Origin of the sequence: Ruegeria sp. HKCCA0235A, from assembly GCF_013033235.1 — a bacterium.
Lineage (GTDB): Bacteria > Pseudomonadota > Alphaproteobacteria > Rhodobacterales > Rhodobacteraceae > Ruegeria.
This window is the reverse complement of record NZ_WQDQ01000005.1, coordinates 301,438-325,820: the sequence shown is the minus strand read 5'-3', so window position 1 is coordinate 325,820 and position 24,383 is coordinate 301,438. Positions and strand designations below refer to the sequence as shown.

Annotated in this window: 20 protein-coding genes; 14 read left to right on the top strand and 6 right to left on the bottom strand. The window is 57.6% G+C overall.

All coding sequences use genetic code 11. The features are described 5' to 3' along the window. The 12 genes from GOW56_RS11430 to GOW56_RS11375 all read left to right on the top strand — a co-directional run bounded on the left by GOW56_RS11430 (window position 1) and on the right by GOW56_RS11375 (window position 11,273). Window positions 1–1,155 carry a carbohydrate ABC transporter permease gene (locus tag GOW56_RS11430; RefSeq protein WP_171205943.1) on the top strand — a complete coding sequence of 385 codons (1,155 nt, stop codon included), beginning with the start codon at window positions 1–3 and terminating at the stop codon, window positions 1,153–1,155. A gap of 127 nt (window positions 1,156–1,282) precedes the next feature. Beyond that, the gene (locus tag GOW56_RS11425; RefSeq protein WP_171118397.1) at window positions 1,283–1,813 is read left to right on the top strand and encodes an ester cyclase; all 531 of its coding nucleotides are present in this window, start codon (window positions 1,283–1,285) and stop codon (window positions 1,811–1,813) included. Window positions 1,814–1,824: 11 nt separating this feature from the next. After that, the gene (gene hisD / locus GOW56_RS11420; protein WP_171205942.1) at window positions 1,825–3,156 is read left to right on the top strand and encodes a histidinol dehydrogenase; all 1,332 of its coding nucleotides are present in this window, start codon (window positions 1,825–1,827) and stop codon (window positions 3,154–3,156) included. Beyond that, window positions 3,153–4,205 (top strand): ester cyclase, encoded by a 1,053-nt coding sequence (locus GOW56_RS11415; protein ID WP_171205941.1) that lies wholly within the window; start codon window positions 3,153–3,155, stop codon window positions 4,203–4,205. The genes hisD and GOW56_RS11415 overlap by 4 nt, the downstream gene beginning before the upstream one ends. After that, a complete protein-coding gene (locus GOW56_RS11410) occupies window positions 4,205–4,969 on the top strand; it encodes an SDR family NAD(P)-dependent oxidoreductase (protein ID WP_171205940.1) in 765 nt (254 codons plus the stop codon). Before GOW56_RS11415 ends, GOW56_RS11410 begins: the two co-directional genes overlap by 1 nt. Next, window positions 4,969–6,012, top strand: a complete 1,044-nt coding sequence (locus GOW56_RS11405) for a LacI family DNA-binding transcriptional regulator (RefSeq protein WP_216597841.1) — start codon at window positions 4,969–4,971, stop codon at window positions 6,010–6,012. Before GOW56_RS11410 ends, GOW56_RS11405 begins: the two co-directional genes overlap by 1 nt. Then, window positions 6,009–6,998: an ester cyclase gene (locus GOW56_RS11400; RefSeq protein WP_171205939.1), complete on the top strand. Its 990-nt coding sequence runs from the start codon at window positions 6,009–6,011 to the stop codon at window positions 6,996–6,998. Before GOW56_RS11405 ends, GOW56_RS11400 begins: the two co-directional genes overlap by 4 nt. Window positions 6,999–7,189: 191 nt before the next feature. Then, window positions 7,190–8,155 (top strand): cupin, encoded by a 966-nt coding sequence (locus GOW56_RS11395; protein ID WP_171205938.1) that lies wholly within the window; start codon window positions 7,190–7,192, stop codon window positions 8,153–8,155. After that, window positions 8,152–8,754, top strand: a complete 603-nt coding sequence (locus GOW56_RS11390; protein ID WP_171118386.1) for a trans-aconitate 2-methyltransferase — start codon at window positions 8,152–8,154, stop codon at window positions 8,752–8,754. The genes GOW56_RS11395 and GOW56_RS11390 overlap by 4 nt, the downstream gene beginning before the upstream one ends. A gap of 10 nt (window positions 8,755–8,764) precedes the next feature. After that, entirely contained in the window at window positions 8,765–9,889 is a 1,125-nt protein-coding gene (locus GOW56_RS11385; protein ID WP_171205937.1) for a cobalamin-independent methionine synthase II family protein, read from the top strand. Beyond that, entirely contained in the window at window positions 9,886–10,581 is a 696-nt protein-coding gene (locus GOW56_RS11380; RefSeq protein ID WP_171205936.1) for an alpha/beta fold hydrolase, read from the top strand. The genes GOW56_RS11385 and GOW56_RS11380 overlap by 4 nt, the downstream gene beginning before the upstream one ends. Beyond that, a complete protein-coding gene (locus GOW56_RS11375; RefSeq protein WP_171170220.1) occupies window positions 10,578–11,273 on the top strand; it encodes an RraA family protein in 696 nt (231 codons plus the stop codon). The genes GOW56_RS11380 and GOW56_RS11375 overlap by 4 nt, the downstream gene beginning before the upstream one ends. 280 nt (window positions 11,274–11,553) lie before the next feature. On the opposite strand, the gene GOW56_RS11370 is transcribed toward GOW56_RS11375, so the two are convergent. Further along, window positions 11,554–15,015: an indolepyruvate ferredoxin oxidoreductase family protein gene (locus GOW56_RS11370; RefSeq protein WP_171205935.1), complete on the bottom strand. Its 3,462-nt coding sequence runs from the start codon at window positions 15,013–15,015 to the stop codon at window positions 11,554–11,556. Window positions 15,016–15,142: 127 nt separating this feature from the next. Between GOW56_RS11370 and GOW56_RS11365 the strand changes: the two genes are divergently transcribed. After that, window positions 15,143–15,610: an Lrp/AsnC family transcriptional regulator gene (locus tag GOW56_RS11365; RefSeq protein ID WP_171205982.1), complete on the top strand. Its 468-nt coding sequence runs from the start codon at window positions 15,143–15,145 to the stop codon at window positions 15,608–15,610. 460 nt (window positions 15,611–16,070) lie between these two features. Here GOW56_RS11365 and GOW56_RS11360 read toward each other — a convergent pair whose 3' ends face one another. From GOW56_RS11360 to GOW56_RS11340, 5 genes are all read right to left on the bottom strand, one after another. After that, a complete protein-coding gene (locus GOW56_RS11360) occupies window positions 16,071–17,735 on the bottom strand; it encodes a Na/Pi cotransporter family protein (RefSeq protein WP_171205934.1) in 1,665 nt (554 codons plus the stop codon). 243 nt (window positions 17,736–17,978) lie between these two features. Beyond that, window positions 17,979–19,331 (bottom strand): aspartate aminotransferase family protein, encoded by a 1,353-nt coding sequence (locus GOW56_RS11355; protein WP_171205933.1) that lies wholly within the window; start codon window positions 19,329–19,331, stop codon window positions 17,979–17,981. A 106-nt stretch (window positions 19,332–19,437) separates the two neighbouring features. Continuing rightward, window positions 19,438–20,901: a phosphonoacetaldehyde dehydrogenase gene (gene phnY / locus GOW56_RS11350; protein WP_254447206.1), complete on the bottom strand. Its 1,464-nt coding sequence runs from the start codon at window positions 20,899–20,901 to the stop codon at window positions 19,438–19,440. A gap of 3 nt (window positions 20,902–20,904) precedes the next feature. Continuing rightward, window positions 20,905–22,149: a phosphonoacetate hydrolase gene (phnA, locus tag GOW56_RS11345; protein WP_152460092.1), complete on the bottom strand. Its 1,245-nt coding sequence runs from the start codon at window positions 22,147–22,149 to the stop codon at window positions 20,905–20,907. Window positions 22,150–22,167: 18 nt separating this feature from the next. Beyond that, window positions 22,168–23,355: a 2-aminoethylphosphonate--pyruvate transaminase gene (locus GOW56_RS11340; RefSeq protein WP_171205932.1), complete on the bottom strand. Its 1,188-nt coding sequence runs from the start codon at window positions 23,353–23,355 to the stop codon at window positions 22,168–22,170. Between the two features lie 120 nt (window positions 23,356–23,475). On the opposite strand from GOW56_RS11340, the gene GOW56_RS11335 reads away from it, so the two are divergent. Further along, entirely contained in the window at window positions 23,476–24,366 is an 891-nt protein-coding gene (locus GOW56_RS11335; RefSeq protein ID WP_171205931.1) for a LysR substrate-binding domain-containing protein, read from the top strand. The last annotated feature ends 17 nt before the right edge of the window (window positions 24,367–24,383 follow it).

Genomic DNA, 24,383 nt, shown 5'->3' with positions numbered 1-24,383 from the left:
ATGTCCTCGCGTGCGCTTCGCCAGCCCTTAAGCCTGCGGTTGACCTCGAACATCTTCCTTGCGCTCTGGTGCCTGATCGCGGCCTTTCCGATCTTCTGGATCGTGGTCATGAGCTTCAAATCACCCGTCGATGCGTTCGACAGCAACGCGCTGAACGTGATCTTCGGGCCGGCCACGCTGAGCGTCGGAAAGGGCTTGTCGCTGCTGGATATCATTCTGGGCATCGCGGTTATCTGGGGCACGATCTTCGCTGCCACCAAAACACTGCCTTCGATGATAAAGTCCTACACCAAGCCCGGTCAGGAATGGTTTGGATGGCTGATCGGTGTTCTGGTATTGCTGGTGGGTTTCCTGCTGGTGTTCTTCGTGGTCCTGCCTGCAATCCTGAACGTGTTGAACCCGCTGTTTGGCCCACTGGGACGGGATGTGCTTGGTCTGACGACCGAGCATTACAAAACCGTCTGGATCGACCGGGGCTTTTCAAACAACTTCAAGAACTCGCTGATCGTAACGACGGGCGTGGTGACAGTGTCGCTGACCGTGGGCACATTGGCGGGCTACGGTCTAGCGCGGTCAGGATCAACGTTGGCCTTCTGGATCCTGATCGTCGCACTGGTGTTCCGGGCATTGCCCCATTCGGTTCTGGTAGCAGGCTATCTGCCGGTGTTCATCAACTCGGCCGAATGGCTCAGCCCGATCTTGGGTGAGAACGCACCAACCTTGTACGGCAAGCCTTTTGCGGTGATCGCTGTTCTGGTTGCGATCAACCAGCCATTTACGATCTGGATGCTGCGCTCGTTCTTCCAGAACATCCCGGCTGAGCTGGATGAGGCAGCCCGCGTGGATGGGTGCAGCCACTTTCAGGCCTTCCGCCGTGTCATCATGCCGGTGATGTGGCCAGGCGTGATCACCACAGGACTGTTCAGCTTCTTGCTGGCGTACAACGATTTTCTGGTCACCGCGCTGCTGCTTGATGCGCAGAACCAGACCATGGTTCCCGCCATCGTCGGCATGTTCAATCGCGAGACGACGACAACCGATCAGGTCGTTGCGGTTGCCGCTGCCGTGTCGATCACCGCGCCTCTGATCTTCCTTGTGCTGATTTTCCAGCGCCAGATTGTCAGCGGTCTGACAGCCGGGGCGGTGAAAGGCTGATGAGCAAGAACGCCCGACATAACGCCATGTCGCGCCACCCGGCGCTGAACAGGATGCCGAGGGACTTTCTGAGCATTGGGGCCGCACGTCCCAATCCCTCCCTTCGGCAACCTCAAAGGATAGAAAAATGAAAGGTTCCCGTCCCGAACAAGCGGTTCTGACCCGCGACACGGACATGAGCAAGACGGAAGACACGCGCCGCGTGATCGAAACGATGGTTGATGGTCTGAATGATCACCGCATTGATGACATCGGTGAATTCTTCGCCCAAGGTTTTCGCTGGATGGGCAATCAGGGCTGCGGCACCAAGACCGGCCTGCAGGAATTTCAGGATAACTGGCAGCGCCCGTTTCAAGCCGCGTTTTCGGATAAGGTCTGCGTTGACGAAGCGCGCCTTTACATGGGTGAATGGGCCGCCGCCTTCGGCCGCCAGGAAGCCACGCATTCCGGCGAATTTCTGGGCATTGCCCCCACAGGCAAGCGTGTCGAAATCAGGTACATGGACTTCTGGAAAGTGGTCGACGGCAAGATTGTCGACAACTGGGTAAATGTCGACTTTGCCCACGTCGCCGCTCAGCTGGGCGTGGACCTGTTCAACGGCGAAGGCTGGGAAGCATTTGACCGCGGCGAGAAGACTCCGCCACGGCCGGAAAACTGAGGATTGGAAAGATGGCAATCGAGTATCTTAAACGCGGCAAATCCGATGCGGATCGGGCGGAAGATGATGCCAAGACCCGTGCCGTGGTTGAAGCGACGCTGAAAGACATCGAAACCCGTGGGGATTCCGCGGTGCGCGAGCTGAGTGAGAAGTTCGACAACTACTCACCTGCCTCGTTCCGCCTGAGCCAGCAGGAAATTGATGACCTGATCGGGCAATTGTCCGATCGTGAGCTGGCCGATATCAAATTCGCGCAGGAACAGGTGCGCAACTTTGCGCAGGCGCAGCGGGATTCAATGCTGGACATCGAGGTCGAAACCCTGCCCGGTGTCATTCTGGGGCACAAGAACATCCCGGTGCAATCCGTGGGTTGCTATGTTCCGGGCGGCAAGTTCCCCATGGTCGCCTCGGCGCATATGTCGGTGGCGACCGCCTCGGTCGCCGGTGTTCCGCGCATCATAGCATGCACACCCCCGTTTCAGGGCAAACCCAATGCAGCGGTGATTGCCGCTATGCACCTGGGTGGCGCGCATGAGATCTATGTCATGGGCGGCATTCAGGCCATCGGGGCCATGGCATTGGGCACCGAAACAATCGATCCGGTTCACATGCTTGTTGGCCCCGGCAACGCCTTTGTCGCGGAAGCCAAACGTCAGTTGTTCGGTCGTGTCGGGATCGATCTTTTTGCAGGGCCGACCGAAACGATGGTCATTGCCGACGAGACCGCCGCAGATGCGGAGCTGTGCGCAACCGATCTGCTGGGGCAGGCCGAGCATGGATACAACAGCCCCTGCGTTCTGTTGACCAACTCACGCAATCTGGCCAATGACACCTTGGCCGAGGTCGACCGGCTGCTGGGCATCCTGCCAACCGCAGATACCGCACAGGTGTCGTGGGACGAATATGGTGAGGTGATCGTTTGCGACACTTATGATGAGATGTTGCAGGTTGCCGATGACATCGCCTCGGAACATGTACAGGTGATGACCGACCGAGACGACTGGTTCCTTGAAAACATGACCTGCTATGGGGCGTTGTTCCTTGGGCCGCGCACCAATGTTTCGAACGGGGACAAGGTGATTGGCACCAACCACACGCTGCCCACCAAAAAAGCCGGGCGTTACACGGGTGGTCTTTGGGTTGGTAAATACCTGAAGACGCACAGCTATCAAAAAGTTCTGACCGATGAGGCCGCGACGCTGATCGGCGAGTATGGCTCGCGCCTGTGCATGCTTGAAGGGTTCGTTGGCCACGCGGAACAATGCAACGTTCGTGTGCGCCGATATGGCGGAATCAATGTTCCCTACGGTGCGCCCGCCCCTTACCGGGACGCTGCTGAATGAGTGACAAACACACACATCACAAGGCCCTGGTCGAACCGCTCAGGGCTGCGATGTACGATTTCGATGAGGCCGGCGTACGCCGGGCTTTGGCGGAGGTCACGTCACCGGATGCCGTGTTCCGTCTGTGTCATCCCTTTGGGGACAGCGTCGGCAGTGATGCGTTCTATGACACTGGCTACAAAGACTTACTGGCGGCCTGGCCCGATCTTGAACGACGGGATTACATCGTCATGGCCGGCCCGGATGAGTTCGGCGCAGATTGGGTCGGGTGTGGTGGGTATTACACCGGTGTTTTTACCGGCCCCTGGCTGGACATCCCGCCGACGGGTCATCAGGTCACGATGCGGTTTCATGAATTTTACCGCTTCGAAAACGGCAAGATCGTCGAGATGCAGGCCCTTTGGGACATCCCCGAAGTCATGATGCAGGCGAATGCCTGGCCGATGGCACCGAGCCTGGGCCGAGAATGGCACATCCCCGGCCCTGGCACTCAGGACGGGTTTGTCCCCGGCCCTTATGATGAAGCCAAGGGCAAACAGACCTGCCAGCATATCATCGACATGCTGGAGCATCTCAAGAAACACCCGTCCCAAGGCGGCCCCGAAGTGATGGAGATGGAACGGTTCTGGCACCCGCGCATGAACTGGTACGGCCCTTCGGGCATCGGCACCGGGCGCGGGTACGCGGGGTTCCGAAATTGGCATCAGATCCCATTTCTGAACGGTATGCCGGATCGCGGGCAGTTCGTGGACGACATCACCTATCACTTCTTCGGTGACGGGGAATATGCAGCTGTGACGGGCTGGCCCAACATGATCCAGACCGTCACAGACGATGGTTGGATGGGCATCGCTCCGTCAGGCAAGAAGATCACCATGCGCAGCCTCGATTTCTGGCGTTTGGAAAACGGCAGGATCCGGGAAAACTGGGTGCTGGTTGATTTGCTGGATGCCTACCGGCAGCTTGGCGTTGACGTCTTTGCCCGCCTGCGGGAATTCAACAAGGCCCGCAATTTGGGCCGTATTGAAATACCGGATGGAATGCACTGATGACGGAATTGCCACGCACCCCTTCGTTTTCTCTGAACGGAAAATCAGCCCTCGTTACCGGAGCCTCGTCGGGTATCGGTCAGGGGTGTGCGGTGGCTTTGGCCGAGGCAGGCGCGCATGTTGTTTGTGCGGCCAGAGGGGCGGACCGGTTGAACGACACCGTCTCCGCCTTGCGGGATCACGGCTGGTCGGCCGAAGCGCTTGTGATGGATCAGGGTGATCTGGATGCCCTGAAAAAGCTTTTCGATCACCGCACCTTCGATATCGTGGTGAATTCAGCGGGCGTGGCGCGCCACAGCCCGGCCATCGAAACCACACCCGATGACTTTGATGTTGTCACCAACGTCAATTTGCGTTCGGCCTATTTCCTGTCGGCCTACGCCGCCCGCGCTTTGATCTTGGCAGGAAAGCCGGGATCGATCATCCACATCTCCAGCCAGATGGGGCATGTCGGTGGGGTCGACCGGGCGCTTTATTGTGCGACCAAACATGGGCTTGAGGGCATGGTCAAATCCATGGCCATCGAATGGGGCAAACAAGGCATTCGGATCAACACTGTCTGCCCGACTTTCATCAGAACCCCCCTGACCCAATCCACTTTCGACAATCCTGAACGCGCCGCGTGGATCATGGAAAAGATCAAGTTGGACCGGGTCGGAGAAGTCGAAGACATCATGGGCGCGGTGCGTTATCTCGCGTCAGACGCCTCTGCACTGGTCACCGGCACGTCAATGCTTATCGACGGGGGTTGGACGGCAGATTGATGGCGGAAAAAGTAACATCCCTTCAGGTCGCCCAACTGGCTGGTGTCAGCCAGTCCGCCGTCAGCCGCGTATTCACGCCCGGCGCGTCCGTCAGCAAAAAGACCGAAGAGAAGGTGCGCAAAGCCGCTGCTGAACTGGGCTATCGTCCAAACGTTCTGGCCCGCGCCATGGTGTCCGGGAAAAGCCGGATTATCGGTTTGGTGGTAGGCTACCTGGATAACTATTTTTATCCGGAAGCGCTCGAGAAGCTGTCCAACGCCCTTCAGGAGCAAGGCTATCACGTGCTGATCTTCATGGCCTCACGATCGGCCGGGAACATCGACGATGTGATGGAAGAGATTCTTGATTATCAGGTGGATGGCGTCATCCTGGCCTCGGTGCCCATGTCGTCGGATATCGCCATGCGCTGCCAACAGGCCGGGGTGCCAGTGGTGCTGTTCAACCGCAGCCAGGACATCGAGGGCATCACCACGGTCACGTCCGACAACTATGCCGGGGGCCGCAAAGTCGCGGAATTTCTGCTAGCCGGTGGGCACCAACGGATTGCCTATATCGCAGGTTGGCAAGGGGCCTCGACGCAGCGGGACCGCGAAGCCGGGTATCGCGCCGCACTGGCCGAGGCCGGGCAGGAACTGTTTGCCCACGAAGTAGGGGAGTTTCACACGGAAAACGCCCGTACAGCAGCCCGTCGGATGTTCGATGTCGCCCCTGAACGACGGCCGGATGCCGTATTTGTGGCCAATGATCACATGGCATTGGCGGCGATGGATGTGATCCGTTTTGAACTTGGCCTGCGCGTCCCCGAGGATGTCTCGGTCGTGGGCTATGACGACGTGCCGCCGGCCGGTTGGCCAGCTTACAATTTGACAACGATCCGGCAGCGGGCCAACCTTATGGTGGCCGAAACCGTTGCCGCCCTTTTCGAACATATCGACACCCCGGCGAAAGCCGAACCGCGCAAAGTGGCCATTGATGGACCACTGGTTGTGCGGACCTCGGCCCGATTGCCAAAGGGGTGGGCCCCACAAAGGACAGAGACATGAAAGGCTTCGATCCGAAATTCCGGGATTTTCCGGACTACATCATCGGCATCACCAAAGAGATCTGGGAAGATCGGGGGATCGCCACGCTGCATGAGTATTACAGCGATGACATCGTCGTCCGTTCGCCTGGTTCGGTTGTTTTGGGCAATCAGAATGTCATTGGGGCCACAATGGCAACGCTGGCCGAGTTTCCGGATCGGCAGCTGCTGGGCGAAGACGTGATTTGGTCCGGCACACCGGAAGAGGGCATGTTGAGCTCTCATCGGATCATTTCAACGGCCACGCATTTGGCCGAGGGTGTCTATGGCAAGCCCACCGGCACCAAGCTGCGTTACCGGATTCTTGCGGATTGTCACGCCATCGACAATCAGATCAACGATGAATGGCTGATCCGCGATCAGGGCGCGATTGTGCGCCAGATGGGCTGGGATCCCAAAGAATACGCCGCTGATCTGATTGCCCGGGAAGGCGGCAAAGAGAACTGCGTTAAACCTCTGACGCCCAAAATCGATCAGCCTGGACCATACAAAGGCCATGGGAATGACAATGAATGGGGGCAGCGCTACGCCGATATTCTGACGCGGATCATGAACGCAGATATGGGCGTGATCGGTTCAGAATATGACCGCGCTGTTCAGTCAGAATATGTGGGTGGCGTAACAGGGCATGGCTGGCAGGCCATCGATCGCTTCTGGATGGGTCTGCGGGCGAGTTTTCCGAATGCAGAATTCAAGATCGAGCATCAGATCGGGCGAGATGACCCCGATATGCCTCCGCGCGCGGCAATTCGCTGGAGCCTTTGGGGCAAGCATGACGGCTGGGGCGTGTTTGGCGCGCCGACTGGTGCGCAGGTTTATGTCCTCGGGATCAGCCACGCTGAATTCGGCGCGCTTATTACAGGGCAGCCGCAGTTGCGCCGTGAATACACCCTGTTCGATGAAACCTCGGTCTGGAAGCAGATCCTGTTGCAGAACGGCGAGGTCTGAGTGGGCCGCCCGGTCTCATATCGCATCCTGTCGGGCGGTCTGTCCGAGCCCCGGACCGTTCGGCTTTTCCATATGTACCGTCAAAGCCTGAGGGCGCGGCGACTGAACCTGCGCCCGCCCGGAAAGTAAGGGCCTGTCCTGCTTGGGCACACGAGCTTTCTTTCCAAAAACGTTCAATCGGATCGTACGTCATGACAAAATCATCCATCCCTTCCCGCATAGTCCGCTATGGCGAGCTTCAACCTTGTAAAACCGCTTTTATCGATGCCCATACTCCCGGCAGCGACCAGAAAGAGAACTTCACGATAATCGGCGGCGGCGTCTCGGAATCTCCGGACCAGCATGTCCACATCACGGACAAGATCGGATTCAACATCGGAGCGGCCGGGCAGCCGCCGAAATGCCGCAACTCACTGCACAGCCACACCACCGCCGAGGTCTTTTTCGTTGCCAAGGGTCGTTGGCGGTTTTTCTGGGGCCGCTATGGTACGGCCGGGGAATTCATCGCCGAGGAAGGAGACATCTTCAACATTCCAACGGGTATTTTCCGGGGCTTTGAGAATGTCGGCCAGGATTACGGAATGATCATGTCGATCCTGGGCGGAGACGATGCGGGTGGCGGCGTCACCTGGGCGCCTCAGGTGATCGAAGATGCGCAGGCACATGGTCTGATGCTGGGCGACAATGGCGTTCTGTACGACTCCAAACTGGGCCAGGAACTGCCCCACAATGTCCGCCCGATGCCTTTGCTGACCGAAGAACAGCTGAAAAGCTATCCCGAAGTTCCTGTCGAAGATGTGGTCGGCAAATACGTTGCGCGGTATTGGGATCTAATGGCGTTGTCGGCCAAAAAGCCCGCAAAGGTGATTGGCGAAAACGCGTTGATCAAGGACAAACCCGGATTCGAGGTCGATTTTCTGGGGCGCGGATCCGCAGTGACCCAACCGATCGCTGCCGAGAAACCAGTGGTTCTGATGCCGGCCAGCGGTCACTGGCGTGTTTCGATCGACGGGTACGAAACCTCGATCTCGGTGGGCGACACGGCCTTGGTTCTTCCCGGCGAAACCTATGGTATTCAGCCATCTATGACCGGACAGGCGGGCCTGTACCGCATCACCGCAACCGATGACCCGGCAGGAGCGACCTGGACAGGATGAACGCGGACCCGAATGACACCCACGCCGTTTATGAACGGCAGGCGACCGAATATGACAGGCGCCGTTCCAAGGCCCTGTTCGAAGCGCGCTGGTTGGCGCGCTTCACGGCCAGCCTGAAGCCGGGTGACCGCGTATTGGACCTGGGCTGTGGTTCGGGCGACCCGATTGCCCGTTGGTTCATGGCCGAAGGGTTTGACGTCACGGGTATCGATTTTTCCGACGCCATGCTTGCCATTGCCCGCGACCGTTGGCCCGATGGCGACTGGCGCAACGCGGATATGCGGAGTTTTGAACTGGATCAACAGTTCGACGGCATCATTGCCTGGAACAGCTTTTTCCACCTTACGGCGGACGAGCAGAAAGACTGTATCGCCCGGATGGCGCGCCATTTGCGACCCAAGGGAATGCTCATGCTGACCGTCGGACCTCGTGCCGGAGAGGTCAGCGGCACAGTGGGATCAGAGCTTGTCTACCACGCCTCGCTGTCCCCGGCCGGTTACGCCGGGTGTCTTGAGAAAAACGGGCTGCAAATGACCGGATACCTGGCCGAAGATCCAGAGGCCCAAAGCCACACGATCCTGATGGCACGAAAAATTTAAGGAGGTCCCCATGACCGTAAAAACAACACATGTTGGCTCTCTGCCCCGAACGCAGGACGTCGTGGATTTTATTTTTGCCCGCGAAAACGGCGAACCTTATGACACAGGCGCCTTTGATACCTGCATGGCCAACGCCGTGGCCGAAACGGTGCGCAAACAGGTCGAAGCCGGTGTTGATATCGTCAGCGACGGCGAAACTTCGAAAATCTCCTATGCGACCTATGTCAAAGATCGCTACACCGGGTTTTCGGGCGACAGCCCTCGTAACGCGCCGGCAGACTTGAAGATGTTCCCCGGCTTTCTGCAAAGACTGGCCGATGACGGCGGTACCCCACAATACGCAAGGCCGATGTGCACGGGTGAGGTGCGATCAAAAGGGCAAGGTGAGTTACAAAAGGACATCGCCAATCTCAAAGCGGCCATGGCTCAACACGGGGCCGAGCGCGGTTTCATGAATGCCGCGTCTCCCGGAGTGATCTCGTTGTTTTTGCAGAATGATTTCTACCCTACGCGAGAGGCTTATCTGGCAGCGTTGGCCGACGCGATGAAGGACGAATACGAAACCATCTTCGCCGCCGGGTTGGACCTGCAACTGGATTGCCCCGATCTTGCCCTGTCGCGCCACATGCTGTTCACCGACCTGTCGGATGAGGCGTTCATCAAGATTGCCGACATGCATGTCGAGGCCCTGAACCACGCGCTTCAGAACGTCCCGCAGGATCGGGTACGGGTACATATTTGCTGGGGCAACTACGAAGGCCCGCATTGCTGCGACATCGCCATGGACAAGGTCTTCAGCACCCTGATGGCGACCAAGTCGCGCTATGTCCTGTTCGAAACGTCCAATCCGCGGCATGCCCATGAATGGACTGTCTTCCGGGACCGCAAGGCCGAGATTCCCGATGACAAGGTTCTGGTGCCCGGCGTGGTCGACACCACGACCAATTTCGTCGAACATCCCGAACTTGTGGCCCAACGGATTGACCGGTTCACGGAAATCGTGGGACCGGACCGGGTGATCGCGGGCAGCGATTGCGGCTTTGGCACTTTTGCGGGTTTCGGCGCCGTCGATCCCCAGATCGCCTATGCCAAGCTGGCGGCGTTGTCCGAAGGGGCAAAGCTGGCTTCGGCATGAAACCTCTGATCTTGTTGCCGGGCATGATGTGTGATGCCCGGCTTTTTGGCCCCCAGATCAATGCTCTGTCGGGCAGAATGCCCGTGATGACCTTTCCGTTGTCTCATCACGACAGCATAGAGGCCATGGCCCAGGATATCCTTGGAAATGCGCCGCCGGTCTTCGCGCTGGCCGGGCTGTCCATGGGGGGTATCGTGGCCATGGAGGTAACGCGCCAAGCCCCCGAACGTGTTTCGCGTCTGGCCTTGCTTGACACCAATCCAATGGCAGAAAAGCCAGAGGTAAAAGCGCGTCGCACGCCGCAGATATCCGCCGTTCGCAACGGTCAGATGAGGACCGTGATGCGTGACGAGATGAAGCCCGGTTATCTGGCTGACGGACCGAACCGGGGGGCGATTCTGGATCTGTGCATGGCAATGGCCACCGACCTGGGCCCTGACGTTTTCATACGTCAGTCCAAGGCGCTTATGAACCGACCGGACCAAAGCGAGACGCTGACGGCTTATACCGGAAAGGCTCTGGTCTTGTGCGGACGTGAAGACCGGCTTTGCCCAGTTGAACGCCACCGACTTATGCATGATCTGCTGCCACGAAGCGCGCTTGAGATCATCGGCGACGCGGGCCATCTCCCGACATTGGAACAACCTGAAAAAACAACAGCGGCGCTGTCCCGCTGGCTGGAGGACACATGACACCGTCCCTTTTGTCTTTGCTTCGCAAAGTCGATACGCCAACTGTCTGCAATGCCATCGAGGTGGCACAGGGCAGGCGCGGATTCGACAGGTTCACGCGTGGCACCATGCTAAGCTCGGCCCCCGAAGGGCCTGCCATCGTCGGCTATGCGCGCACCGCCAAAATTGCTGCGGTCAATCCCCCGACCGAGCCGCCCGACGTCATCAAAGCCCGACGTATGGCCTATTACAAGTACATGGCCGAGGCACCCGGCCCTTCAATCGCCGTGATCGAGGATCTGGATTATCCCGATTGCATCGGCGCTTATTGGGGTGAGATCAATACGACGGTTCACAAGGGTTTCGGCATGTCTGGCGCTCTGACCAACGGTGTCATGCGGGATCTCGGGGATTTGCCCTCAGGGTTCCCGGTTGTCGCTGGTTCCATCGGACCGAGCCATGGTTTCGTCCACGTCCGCGAGATTGACACTCAGGTTTCGATTTTTGGTCTGACAGTTGACCCCGGTGATCTTGTTCACGCCGATCGTCATGGCGCATTGGTCATACCGAATGATGTCGTTGATCAATTGGAAGCTGCAATCCATAAGCTTTTGGCGACAGAACGTATTGTTCTGGACGCAGCCCGCGAGCCCGCGTTTGATTTCGAAGCATTCGAAACCGCCTGGGCCGCCTTTGAAAAAGCACGGGTCTGATCACAAGGGTCGGAGACAATGAAAGCCGGCTGGGCAAAAAACACTTACAAGTCCCTTGCTCGTCCACCCAGAGCAAGACGGCCTCTGCCAACGCAATGCCCGTGACAAAGGGTTACCCAAATCTGTCTGTCCGATGGCGGCGTCGCGCCGCTGCCGGTGAAGCCCGAACGCAAACCGGACCGTTTCAGACAGCAGTCCATTACACCGGAGCGTAAGGGGGTTCAGATCCGTTCAGCCCCGCGTACAATCCGCGTTTCCAGACAGTTTCCCGAAAGAACAATCAAACCTTGTGAGAAGCGGCGCCCTGCGCATCCCTTCGCTGTTCTCCGATCACGTTCAGCATGGCATCTACATCTGTACGTACGGTTTGTGTTGCCGCTTCGCGCACCGGGCCAAAACCGCGGATATCCAGCGGCGCTGACAGGATCTTCAGGCAGGTTTCCGCCTCCAGCTCGGGGCTGACTTCTTCGATGCGATCCAAGACAGCCAAAAACCAGGCCAGGGTTTCGTTTTCAAGCTTGCGGTCCCTTGATAACCGGAATGGATCAAGCCAGCCGCCGCGAAGCCTGCGTGCACGCGAAAGGAGCCTCAGAACGGGGGTCATCCAACCACCGTAGCTTCGCTTGCGCGGTCGCCCGCGTGCATCCTTGCGACCGCTCAGAACCGGTGGCGCGAGGTGGTATTTGATCCGAAAATCCCCTTCGAACTCGGACCGCAATTGTTTCTCGAATTGTTGCGATGTCAGCAACCGAGCAACCTCGTATTCGTCCTTGATTGCCATGAGGCGAAACAGGGATTTTGCCGCAAGCGAAAGCGCTTCCTCGCGTATCTGGTCAGGCAGTGCTGCTGACAGACGGGTCAGGCGATCCCGGTACTGTTGCGCATAAGCGTCATCGTGATAGGTCGCCAATTCATCGGACCGGTAATCGATTATCTGCTGCGATGTTTCTTGCGAATAGCTCTTCTCCTTCGCATTCAGCATCTGCGGGTTTGCAGCGATCACCCGCCCCAGATCAAAGGCCATGATGTTGGCCTCGATCGCGGTTCCATTGAGCTTGATCGCCTGTTTGATTGCAACCTCACTGATCGGAATGTTCCCCAGCTGCCACGCGACTCCAAACAGCAAGGTATTGGCAAAGACCGAATCCCCCAGCAAATCCACGGCCAACTGGTTTGCATCCAACGCGAAGACATTTTCTTCGCCGACGGTCCGGCGTATCAGCGCTTCTCGTTCGTCGACCTTGAGCTGGGCATCGCGGTGCAAAACAAGGTCGCCTGTTGGCATTTCCGCACGGTTCAGTACGACTTTTGTGCCCTTGCGATAGTGAACCGAGGCTTTGGGCGCCGAAGACACGACCACGTCACACCCAATGACGGCGACGGCGCTTTTGGCCTCAATTCGGACCTGATTGATTTCTTCGGGCGTGCGGGCAATGCGAACATAGCCGACAACCGTACCGAATTTCTGGGCGAACCCGGTGAAATCCAGCACGCTGGCGCCTTTGCCTTCCAAATGCGCCGCCATCGTCAGAACGGCGCCCACCGTTACGACACCGGTGCCGCCGACCCCACCGACCAAAAGATCGTACGGCGCGTGCAGGTCAGGAAGCTGCGGGTCGGGAACCTTGGCAAGAAGCGACGGGATATCCAGTTTCTGCCTGGGTTCCTTTCGCCGCACCGCCCCTTCCACGGTAATGAAACTGGGGCAAAACCCGTTCAGGCAGGAAAAGTCCTTGTTGCACGAGTTCAGGTTGACCTTTCGCTTGCGGCCCAATGGGGTTTCCAAGGGTTCGATACTCAGACAGTTGCTTTCGACAGAGCAATCGCCGCAGCCTTCGCACACCGCGGGGTTGATGAAAGCAAACCGCTTGGGGTCTTCTGTTTTTCCACGCTTGCGGCGACGACGTTTCTCGGTGGCACAGGTCTGCTCGTAGATCAAAACCGTCACACCTTGGATGTCACGCAGCTCACGCTGCACGGCATCCATCTCTTCCCGGGGGTGAAAGCTCGTTCGTACCGGAAAATCGCTGGAATCGAACTTCGTTATATCGTCTGAAACCAACGCGATCCGGTCGACACCTTCCGCGCGACAAGTCTGGGCGATCCCGGAAACGCTGATAGGGCCATCAACAGGCTGCCCCCCCGTCATTGCCACTGCGTCATTGTACAGGATCTTGTAGGTGATGTTCGTACCCGCCGCCACGGCCTGGCGAATGGCAAGCGACCCGGAATGATACCAGGTGCCCTCGCCAAGGTTTTGAAAGATATGTTTGTTGCCATTGTATTTCGAGGCAACAACATGCGGCACACCTTCGCCCCCCATCTGCGCATAACCGACCGTGTTGCGGTTCATCCAACTTGCCATCACGTGACAGCCGATGCCTGACGCAGCCGTGCTTCCATCCGGGATTTTGGTGGATGTGTTGTGGGGACAACCCGAGCAAAAATACGGAGCCCTGACCGCACCCGGAACATTCAGAACGGATGGCGGTTCGTCCGTCAGCGCCTTCGCCTTTTCCAGAAATCCCTCTTCCGGGAAAAAACGGTCGAGTCGCTCTGCAACGACCGGAATCAGGTTCAACGGACTCAACTCTCCGGTCCAGGGAATCAACGGATCGCCCGCTGCGCGGTGTTTTCCGACCATCTTTTCGGGTTTGTCCCCCGGCCAGTCATAGAAATATTCCTTGAACTGGCTTTCGATGATCCCGCGTTTTTCCTCGACGACCAGCACCTCTTTTTTGCCACGGACGAAAGACAACGCATCGCGCCGCGCCAAAGGCCAAACCATCCCCACCTTGTAGATGTCGATGCCCAAACGGCGGCATCCGCTTTCGTCGAGCCCCAGAAGACGCAGCACTTCCATCAGGTCCAGATGGCTTTTGCCCGTTGTGACAATCCCGAATGGGGCATCCTTGATGTCATAGATGCGCCGGTCGATCGGGTTCGCCTCGACAAAAGCCTCGACTGCCCGCAACTTGTGTTCGATCCGCGTCTCGATGGCCGGGCTTGGCAAATCGGCGCTGCGCACGTGCAAGCCGCCCGGCGGCAGATCTATTTCCGGCAAGGTAAATTTACGGTCCGGCTTCAACCGCACGGATTGCCCGCTTTCCACGGTTTCCGAAATCGCCTTGAACCCGACCCAGGTGCCCGAGTATCGGCTCAGCGCGATCCCGTATTCACCGAACTCCAGGTATTCAGCCACGTTGGCAGGGTTCAGCGTTGGCATGAACCAGGTCATGAAGGCGACGTCGGACTGATGCGGCATTGAAGAAGACACGCAGCCATGATCGTCACCCGCGACAACCAGAACCCCGCCCTTCGGCGACGAGCCATAGGCATTGCCATGGCGCAACGCGTCCCCTGAACGGTCAACTCCGGGGCCCTTCCCGTACCACATCGAAAACACGCCCTCGACTTCACAATCGGGATCAAGCGAGGCCTGCTGGGCACCAAGAACCGCTGTGGCGCCGAGGTCTTCGTTTACGGCCGGCATGAATGTGATCCTGGCCGCCTCGGTTTCCTCTTTCGCTCGCCACAGCTCCAGATCCAAACCACCAAGAGGAGACCCCCGATATCCGGAGATGAACCCGGCCGTGTTGTTTCCCGCTGCTGCGTCCCTGCGGGCCTGGTCCAACATGATGCGCACCAGAGCTTGCGTTCCCGTCAGGAAAACACGACCCTCTGAGGCTTTGTATCGGTCCGACAGGGCGTAAGTATCGAATTTCAGGGACTGGTCAGTCATGGATGCCTCGCCTTTTCTGGGTATTTTACCGGACTCCTTTGAGGAATCTGTTCTAGCTTCCCGCCATTTCCGGGTATTTTTGAAAAATCCTCTCTTATTTTGTCACGTAATGGGGTATTTTTCTCGGATGCTTCTCGACTCACGTGACTGCCAACTTCTCGCGCTGCTTCAAAAGGATTGCCGCATCTCAAATGCTGACCTTGCAGAACGGGTGGGCATGTCATCCTCTGCTTGCTGGCGTCGAATCCGCGTGTTTGAAGAGGCCGGCCTGATTTCGCAGTACCGTGCCGAATTGTCGCCTGAACGCGCCGGGCTTTCGTTTCAGGCCCTGGTGCATGTTCATCTGACCCGGCACAATCCGGAACATCTTGAACGCTTCATTGCAGCGATCGAAAAGCGCCCGGAAGTCATGGAATGCTACGCAACGACCGGGCAGGCAGATTACCACATGCGGGTGATCTGCAAGGATATCGGGGCTTACAACGTTTTTCTTGAAGAATTCCTGTTTCGCCTGCCGGCGGTGGAAAGCGCGCAAACAAATGTCGTTCTGCGCGAAATCAAACGCAGCAACGCCCTGCCCATTCCTTCCTGTTGAGATCGGTTCCCCGGGTGGGACTTGCCGTCTGGTGTGGGCTTTGTTGCAAAGCTTTGAACGCACCAAGCGAAAGATTCACTCGAACATGTTCCGAAGCTACGATTTGGCCCGCCAAACTCCACGGAATTGATGTTCATAGAATTTTTCACGGATCAGGTCTGGGAACGCCCCCAAAAACCGTTGCGCAATTCAGCTTCAAGGCAGGTAAAACGTGGTTGCCTTTTCGACCGCGACCTTTTGGATTCCGCCTTCTGCGCCGCGCTCTGGGCGGAAGCTTCCATCGACGCCGAAAAGCCGCAAAACCGAATTTCGAAACTGAAGCCATTTTGTTGCTTCGCGTTTCGATCTTCCTGTTTTCTTTACCCGTGCTTGCATCGAGTCCGGCTCCTGTTCGCTGCCGTCATCAAAAGTGTAGCATCATTCCTTTGCTTTTTCAGATTTTATTCAGAGAACCTTCCGGCTATTTCGCAATTTCGTCGATCAGCCGCGTCTCGAGAAGCTGGCCATTCTGGTACAGCACCGGGTAAGCAATAGATGCGATATGGCTGTTGAACTCCCGGAACGCCCGCAACGTCTCAAGATGAATATCACTGGTTTCGAAGCTTTCCCGTGACCCGTGCTGCAATCGGCGCAGATGTCGTTTTCGGCTTTCACGTTCCACCCGTTTGATTTCGGTCTTCTCGAGGCTGAGCAGGCGCGCGCTTTCCAGATCGTCTGAAATAAGCACGTTTGATGCCAGCTTCATGTTAGCCAGAATGCCCTCGTGCATCTGAACAAGTTCCGACCAGCCTTCCTGCGAGAAGCTCGAGCCTTTGGCTCGCATTTCACCCGCCAACACGGTCAAGCGCTTGGCTACGACATCACCGGCCGTCTCCAGCCGGATTGCGAATTCCATCAAGTCGCGTGCGGATTTTTCGTCCTTTTTATCATATACATCCGGCGGAATCGCCGAAACGAATGCCCTGATCCCGGACAGGCAATTGTTCACGTCTTCGTCGATGGCTTGTACCGCTCGAATCTGTTGTTTGTCGCCACTGCGATACAATTCCAGGCAAGGCCGGAACATGGTTTCGACAAGGTCGCTCATCCGCAGCAGCTCACGTTTGAGGCTTGGCAGGGCCTGGCTGGGATTTGCCACATTGCCTATGTCCAATGCGCTGGCGGGTCGTGCCGGTTGCGGAACCAGTTCCTTCTTCTGATCCGGCAAAAACCTTTCGAACAGAACTTTCAATCTCCCGCAAAATGGCAAGGCCAGAAGCAGCAGTGACAGGTTAAACAAAACATGCACATTGACCAGCATCTGCCCGCCTTGCGGGTCTCCTAACAACCCGGTCCGCAAAGCCATGTTGGCGGCAAACAAACTCACCAAAGCCCAACTGCCACGCAATGCCAGGTTGGCATATGGAATGCGCCGGGCCTGGACTGGCATGGCACGGGTGAGCCAGACCGGAATGAAGGCAGAGCCGAAGTTCGCGCCAAACACCAAAGACATCCCGGCGGCGAACGGGATCGCTCCGATCTGCACAAGGGTGACACACATGAGGATGGCCGCCACCGAGGAATGCATGACGAAAGCCAAGGCGCCCCCGACCAGAAACGCGGTGATATAGTCGCGCGCCAGATAATCTGCCACCGCGGGCAGAAACGCGCTGTCCCGAATGGGATCCATCGCCTCGCGAAGGAACCGAAGCGAGATCAGGATAAAGGCCACGCCCATCAGGATGCGCCCCATTTGCCGGGTTTTTTTGGCGTCGGTCTTTACGAACAGATACCCCCCAACCGCCAACAGCATCGGAACAAGCCAGTCCAGCCGGAACGAAAGAATCTGGATGATCAGCGCCGACCCCAGATCGCCGCCAAGAACAATCGCAAGGCCGGCAGGAAAACTGAGCATTCCACTGGCCGCAAACCCCGAGGTCAACAGAGCAACGGCCGCCGAGCTTTGCAGCACGACCGCCATCGTCAACCCAACCACCGAGGCCTGAAGGTAGCTGCGTTGTTGGGTCATTACCCGCTGGAACGACGCCCCATAGCTGCGCTCGATCCCGGTTCGCACCATACGAACCGCGTAAAGCAGCAGCATCGTCGCCCCGGCAAGGCTGATAAGGAAGCTGACAATTGCCATACTCTACCCCGTTATTCTTTTTGGCCCAGCTTGTCGCGGCGCATTGTATTATTCATGTTACCGGCCGTGATTGGGAAGGGATACATCCCATTTTTGGCCTACAAGGCGTAAACTCCTGTGAGCTTCACCGCAAGCACTTGACCGCGCTTTGGCGGAACATCCGTCACCTATGAACTTGGCCAAGGGCGCCCGGAAGGACGCGGCCCCTGATCCTCTATTGTGACACGAGATCGGTAAGGGGCGTCAACTCTCGGCCTTGATTGCAGCAATTACGATGTCGATTGCGCGGTCCAACTCCAAACGCGAGATGGTCAGCGGCGGTGACAATGTCAGAACGCACCCCTGGCTGATCTTATAGCTCAGACCGGCCTCGAGGCAGGCATAGTAGATCCGTTCGGCGCACGCGTTTCCCGGTGTTTTGTCGGCGCGATCATCCACGATTTCGATCCCGAACATCAGGCCCCGTCCCCGGATGTCTCCGACAATCGGAACGTTCTGAAGTTCATCCATCAAGCGACCAATGGCATGTTCACCCAATTCGGCTGACCGGCGAACCAGGCCTTCGTCTTCGATGATCTGGATCGTCGTCAAAGCGGCCCGGGCGGTGACCGGGTTCTTTTCGTGCGTGTAATGCCCGATGGCATAATCTCCGCAGACATCCAGCTGTTTGCGGGCGACACAGGCGGCAATAGGAAGGATGCCGCCGCCAAGCGCCTTCCCAAGTGTCACGATGTCCGGGATGATCTCGTCATGTTCAAAGGCGAACATCCTGCCCGTCTTGCCAAGACCCGTCGGGATTTCATCCATGATCAACAGCGCCCCGTGACGGTTGCATGCCTCGCGCACCGTCTTCCAGAACCCCGGCGGCGGGACATAGGGCACGGCGCGCATCGGTTCCGCAATGACCGCCGCCACATCTCCTTCGCGCTCGAGGACATATTCCACCATTTTCGCACAGGCCAGCCCGCATGTTTCGGGGCCCGCATGATTGTACGGGCATCGATAGCAGGCAAAGGGGGCTACATGTTCGGTGCCGGACAAAAGGGGCCCCGCAATGTGACTGCGAAAGGTCGCCTCTCCGCCGACACTTGCAGCGCCGAACCCCGCGCCATGGAAAGCATCCCAGAAGCTGATCGTTTTGAACCGACCCGTAGCGGCGCGCGCGATCCTGAGGGCAACCTCGTTGGCGTCAGAGCCGCCGGTGGTAAAGAGCATTTTGCCCAGATCACCAGGCACGATCTCTGCCAGTTTTTCAGCCAGCTCCACCGCCGGATCATTGGTGAAGCGGCGAGGCGCGAAAGGCAGATCGTCAAGCTGTGCCTTTATGGCGGCTACCAAGCGGGGATGGCCATACCCGATGTGGTGCACCGAGTTGCCGTGGAAGTCCATGTACCGGCGGCCCTCGATATCTTCGATCCAGAGCCCTTCGGCCTTTGCAATGGTGCTGACGCAGGGTGAGGACAGAGATTGATGCAGGAACACGTTCGCATCGCGTTTGAGCAATGGCGATGATTTCGGCCCCGTCGACTTTTGCAGCCACGCCTTGCGCGCCTCGGACGTGTTTGATTCCCCTTCAGTGTGGACAATTTGTGGCATCGCCGCTCCTCTTTGCCGTCATCAAAAGATACAGACCCCGCAAGGCCCGCCAGTACCAGGGAGGAACTGTGTTGCCCTTTCCGCAAAAGGGGTAAGGGCAACAGACTCAGTTAGGCCACGGCAGCGAATAGGTTTTGACGTTGGTGAAAAACTTCATCGCTTCGATGACGCCTTCCTTCACCCCGTTTCCACTGTCCTTGATGCCGCCAAAGGGCGACATTTCAATGCGGTAACCCGGCTGTTCCCAGATGTTGCAGGTGCCGACGTTCAACCCGTTGATGAAGGCAATCGCCCGGTTCAGATCGTTTGTGCAGACACCCGAAGACAGGCCGAACTCGGTTCCGTTGGAAATTGCCATCACTTCTTCGTCGTTGTCCGGCACGCGAACGATCGGCACGATGGGTCCAAAGGTTTCCTCCATCACCAGCTCGCTGTCATGGGGCACCTTGTCGACCACGATAGGCGGCAGCAGCGCCCCCTGGCGACCGGGGTGGTACAGAATTTCAGCACCTTCTTTTTCCGCCTGTAAAACGCGGTTTTCAAAAACCTCGGCGGCCTTGTCATGGATCACGCATCCAAGTTCGGTTTCCGGGTCTTGAGGATCGCCGAACTTGATCTTCCTGGCCTTCTCAAGAACCAGCGGCACGAATGTATCGGCCACGCTTTCCTGCACGAGAATGCGCTTGACCGCCGTGCAACGCTGGCCGGAATTTCCGGTAGCCCCCGCCACCGCAATGGCTGCCGCCTTGTCTAGATCGGCCTCACTTAGGTCATTCAGTACGATCAGAGGGTCGTTGCCGCCAAGTTCCAGCGCCTGACGCTTGTAGACACCTTTTTCGGCAATCATCTTGCCCACGGGCACACCGCCGGTGAAGGTGATGATATCGATGTGTTCATTGGTGATCATCTCGTCGCCAATGTCGGCGGGCCAACCTGTCACGACCTGGAACATCTCGGGCGGCAAGCCGGCCTCATAGAGTATGTCAGCCAGTGTCAATGCGGTCAGCGGCGTCAGCTCGGTCGGTTTGCAAACCATGCAATTGTTGGTGGCAATCGACGGCGCGATCTTGTGGCTGACCATGTTCAACGGGTGATTGAACGGCGTGATTGCGCTGATTGCTTTCACCGGCTCTCGGGTGGTGAAAATCTTGCGGGCCTTGCCATTGTGGGTCAGGTCGCAGGAGAAGATTTCACCATCATCCTTCAATGCCTCGGCCGCCGCGAATTGATACACGTCCTGCGCGCGCTTGGTTTCGTAGATCGCATGCTGGTGACAGATCCCCAACTCCAGCGTCAGCCATTTCGCAAGATAATCGCGCTTTTCGCCGATCAACTCGCCCGCCCGTTGCAGGATCTGGCTGCGCTCGTATCGGGTCAGCTTGGGTTTGTAATTCGCGGCAATCTCGAACGCCCGGCGCGCATGTTCGGCTGTACCGGCTGGTACGTGACCCACAACCTCGTTTGTGTACGGGTAGAGAACGGGAACGGTGTCGTCGGTAAAGACAATCTCGCCACCGATCCGCATTCCCTCGTTGCGTACTTCGATTTTCGACATGGTCTGATCTTTCATAGCTTACTGTGCCGCCGCTGTTGTTGCGTAGAAGAAGGCATCGAAATTGCGCAGCACGGGTTGGTTTGGCAGGTCGATGACACGGTTCACGATGAAGGGAACTTCCTGCTCGGTCAAACCACCATGACTGCGCAACGGTTCTTTGAGTGCTGCCAGATCGTGGCGGTGCTCGGACGTGCCGATGCAGATGTTTTCACCGGAAACCATCACGATGTCGCCAATGCGGTCACCCGGCAATTCGAATTGCTCGATCGCCTCGGCCTTGGTCAGCACATGAGTGATGCCGCTGGTCGCCTTGAGCTTGCGGATGATGTCGCCCTGGTCTGCTCCGTCAGGCAAATAGGCGGTTGCAAAAGACCCCAATGCACCATGATGCACGACGTATGGGTCGGTAATCGGAAGAATGACCCGCGCCGCATCCTTGCCCAACCATTCGTCCATCAGGTCCTGCACGTACACCACCGAGGGGGATCCATCCGCCAAATGCTTTGGCTTCATGCCGTGGTCCGCGGTCACCACGATGGCCGCACCCAATTCATCCAGTTCGCCCAGATACCGGTCAAACATGGCATAGAAATCGAGAGCGCCTTTTTGATCGGGTGCAAACTTGTGCTGGATATAGTCGGTGGTCGACAAATACATCACGTCGGGCTTGAACTCTTTCAGCAGCTTGACGCCAGCGGCAAAGACAAATTCGGAAAGTTCTGCCGAGTAGACCTCGGGGACGTCCATGCCCAGCCATTTGCTGGCGTTGTCGATGCCATGTTCCGCCAGCGTCGTTTCACCCGACCGTTCGGAAGAAAACGCAACCGCCCTGCCCTCGTCAAATTTTAGCCCGGCCCCTAACAGCGCGCGCAGCTTGTCCTTGGCGGTTACCATCGCCACGCGGAAACCCGCGTCGTAGAATTGGGAAAAAATGGTCGGCGCACGCAGGAAGCGGACATCATTCATCATCACTTCCTCGCCGCTGTCAGGGTCGATGAGGTAGTTGCCGCAGATGCCATGCACGATCGGAGGGCGCCCGGTGGCAATCGAAAGATTGTTGGGGTTGGTGAAGGACGGGATAACGGAATGGGCCAGTCGGTCCGTACCCTCTTCGCGTATCCGCTTGAGATTGGGCATCAGCCCTTTCGCAATCGCGACATCAAGGTATTCGGGCTCGCATCCATCAAGGCAGATGGCAATAGCAGGCACCTTCGGCGTCGGATAGACGCGCTCATTTGCTTCGACAGGGGTTTGAATGGTCATCTGTATTTTCCTTGATGTTTAAGCGGCCAGCTTGGCGCGTTCTTCCAGTGCCCGAAGAGGAGGAGCGGCGTTTGTCACGCCCATTTCTTCCAGGGATTCCTTTGCTGCGCGCACGACATTGCGCATGACGTCTTCGTCCATCTGACCGATGCATCCGACGCGGAAACTGTCGACGACGGTCAGCTTGCCCGGGTAGATAATGAACCCTTTGTCCTTCATCAGGTTGTAGAACCGATCGAATACGAATTTCTCATCGGCGGGGCAGAAGAACGTGACGATGATCGGGCTGAGCCAACGATTGTCCAGCAGCGTTTCGAAACCCAGTTCACGCATGCCTGCAACCATGACGTCCCGGTTGCGGGTGTAACGTGCGCCGCGGCCGGCAACACCGCCTTCAGCGGCATGCGCCCGAAGCGCTTCGATAAAGGCGGCGACCACGTGCGTCGGCGGGGTAAAACGCCACTGACCGGTCTTGTTCATGTGCGCCCACTGGGCGTGCACATCCAGAGACAGGGAATGACTGTTGCCCTTTGCGGCTTCCAGCTCGTTCTTGCGCGCCACAATGAAGCCAAATCCGGGAACGCCCTCGATGCACTTGTTGGCCGAAGACACCATGGCTTCATATCGAATATCCGAGGGCCTGAGCTCGATCGCGCCGAAGGCCGACATCGAGTCGATCAACAGCTTGCGGCCGGCTGCATAGGTGGCCTCGGATATTTCCTCGACGGGGTTCAAGATACCCGAGCTGGTTTCGCAGTGAATGGCAACAACATGCGTGATGGCCGGATCATCCGCGAGAATGCGCGCAACCTCGTCGCCCCGTGGCGGCAGGTAATCGCCCTTGTCCAGCACGATATGGTCTCGGCCCAGATACTGTAGCGTTTGCGCAGAACGTTGCCCATAGGCGCCATTGGCCAGTACCAGCGCCTTTCCTTCCGGCGGAATAAACGACGCCAGCATTGCTTCGACCGAGAAGGAGCCGCTGCCCTGCATTGGCACGCAATCGAAGGCGTCGGCGCCGTCACCAAGCAGGCCCAGCAGGCTTGACCGCAGCTCTCTTGTCATGGCGCGAAAGTCGTCGTCCCAGCTGCCCCAGTCCTTCAGCATGGCCTCTTTCACGGCATAGGACGTTGTCAAAGGACCGGGTGTCAAAAGGTATGGTTCGCCGAGGCGCGGTTGCTCGATTTTTGGATGGGATGGCGTCATTACCGGGCTCCAGAACAGCGTTTTCACAAACACCATTGCAGCAACGGTTGCTATATGTGAAATTGCAAATATCAATCTAATTATAAGTGCAGCCTATGCACAAATCATTGGGGACCGGTGATGCGGCACAGCCAGCTCAAAGCCTTTCATTACGTGGCCAAACATGGCGGGTTTTCCCGCGCGGCCGAGGCGCTTTTTCTGACGCAGCCGGCGATTTCCGAACAGGTTCGAAAGCTGGAACAGGATCACGACCTGTTGTTGTTTCAGCGCGAACGAAAACGCGTGAACCTCACCCCCGAAGGCGAACAGCTTTACCGGTTCACAAAGCAGTATTTTGAGATCGAAGATCAGATCGAGGACTATCTTTCGGAAACCAAGGCCGCAATCGACGGGGAATTGCGGATCATCGCTGATTCAGCGCATCATATGACGTCTTTCCTGGGGTCGTTTCAAAAGAAGTACCCCAAAATCACCATCACCGTGCGGTCCGGAAACACCGAAGAAATTCTGGAGGAACTTCGGTCGTACAATGCCGAGATCGGTGTTGTCGGCAGCCTGTCCCCCGGCAAGGACATGGATGTGTTGAACCTGGGGTCCACTGAAATCGTGGCCTTTGCTGCCCAAGGCGTGCTTTTGGCATCCAAACCTTCGCTTTCTTTGGAAGAACTGGCCGGTCTGCCGCTGGTATTCAGAGAGCACGGGTCAAAAACACGTCAGAAACTGGAAGAAGAAGCCGAAAGGCGCGGTATCACGTTGAATCCTGCAATCGTTGCGGAAGGGCGCGAGGCCGTTCGCGAGCTTGTGGCCTCGGGCGCAGGCATCGGATTTGTCTCTCAGGCAGAGTATGGGCATGATGATCGGTTGCGACAAATCAAGCTCAAGGACGTGAAGTTGCAAATGGGTGAAAGCATGATTTCGCTGTCGCAACGGCGCAACGTAAAGATCATCCGAGCCTTCATGGACTTCGCCCAGCGCGCGCTGGAAGAAAAAAGCCCCCCCGCCGATACCTGACCGGCGGAGGCAGGGTT

What these genes read in the sequence shown, in the direction of transcription:
- GOW56_RS11430 (WP_171205943.1), top strand. Translation starts at nt 1, where the DNA reads ATGTCCTCGCGTGCGCTTCGCCAGCCCTTAAGCCTGCGGTTGACCTCG.
- GOW56_RS11425 (WP_171118397.1), top strand. Translation starts at nt 1,283, where the DNA reads ATGAAAGGTTCCCGTCCCGAACAAGCGGTTCTGACCCGCGACACGGAC.
- hisD (WP_171205942.1), top strand. Translation starts at nt 1,825, where the DNA reads ATGGCAATCGAGTATCTTAAACGCGGCAAATCCGATGCGGATCGGGCG.
- GOW56_RS11415 (WP_171205941.1), top strand. Translation starts at nt 3,153, where the DNA reads ATGAGTGACAAACACACACATCACAAGGCCCTGGTCGAACCGCTCAGG.
- GOW56_RS11410 (WP_171205940.1), top strand. Translation starts at nt 4,205, where the DNA reads ATGACGGAATTGCCACGCACCCCTTCGTTTTCTCTGAACGGAAAATCA.
- GOW56_RS11405 (WP_216597841.1), top strand. Translation starts at nt 4,969, where the DNA reads ATGGCGGAAAAAGTAACATCCCTTCAGGTCGCCCAACTGGCTGGTGTC.
- GOW56_RS11400 (WP_171205939.1), top strand. Translation starts at nt 6,009, where the DNA reads ATGAAAGGCTTCGATCCGAAATTCCGGGATTTTCCGGACTACATCATC.
- GOW56_RS11395 (WP_171205938.1), top strand. Translation starts at nt 7,190, where the DNA reads ATGACAAAATCATCCATCCCTTCCCGCATAGTCCGCTATGGCGAGCTT.
- GOW56_RS11390 (WP_171118386.1), top strand. Translation starts at nt 8,152, where the DNA reads ATGAACGCGGACCCGAATGACACCCACGCCGTTTATGAACGGCAGGCG.
- GOW56_RS11385 (WP_171205937.1), top strand. Translation starts at nt 8,765, where the DNA reads ATGACCGTAAAAACAACACATGTTGGCTCTCTGCCCCGAACGCAGGAC.
- GOW56_RS11380 (WP_171205936.1), top strand. Translation starts at nt 9,886, where the DNA reads ATGAAACCTCTGATCTTGTTGCCGGGCATGATGTGTGATGCCCGGCTT.
- GOW56_RS11375 (WP_171170220.1), top strand. Translation starts at nt 10,578, where the DNA reads ATGACACCGTCCCTTTTGTCTTTGCTTCGCAAAGTCGATACGCCAACT.
- GOW56_RS11370 (WP_171205935.1), bottom strand. Translation starts at nt 15,015, where the DNA reads ATGACTGACCAGTCCCTGAAATTCGATACTTACGCCCTGTCGGACCGA.
- GOW56_RS11365 (WP_171205982.1), top strand. Translation starts at nt 15,143, where the DNA reads ATGCTTCTCGACTCACGTGACTGCCAACTTCTCGCGCTGCTTCAAAAG.
- GOW56_RS11360 (WP_171205934.1), bottom strand. Translation starts at nt 17,735, where the DNA reads ATGGCAATTGTCAGCTTCCTTATCAGCCTTGCCGGGGCGACGATGCTG.
- GOW56_RS11355 (WP_171205933.1), bottom strand. Translation starts at nt 19,331, where the DNA reads ATGCCACAAATTGTCCACACTGAAGGGGAATCAAACACGTCCGAGGCG.
- phnY (WP_254447206.1), bottom strand. Translation starts at nt 20,901, where the DNA reads ATGAAAGATCAGACCATGTCGAAAATCGAAGTACGCAACGAGGGAATG.
- phnA (WP_152460092.1), bottom strand. Translation starts at nt 22,149, where the DNA reads ATGACCATTCAAACCCCTGTCGAAGCAAATGAGCGCGTCTATCCGACG.
- GOW56_RS11340 (WP_171205932.1), bottom strand. Translation starts at nt 23,355, where the DNA reads ATGACGCCATCCCATCCAAAAATCGAGCAACCGCGCCTCGGCGAACCA.
- GOW56_RS11335 (WP_171205931.1), top strand. Translation starts at nt 23,476, where the DNA reads ATGCGGCACAGCCAGCTCAAAGCCTTTCATTACGTGGCCAAACATGGC.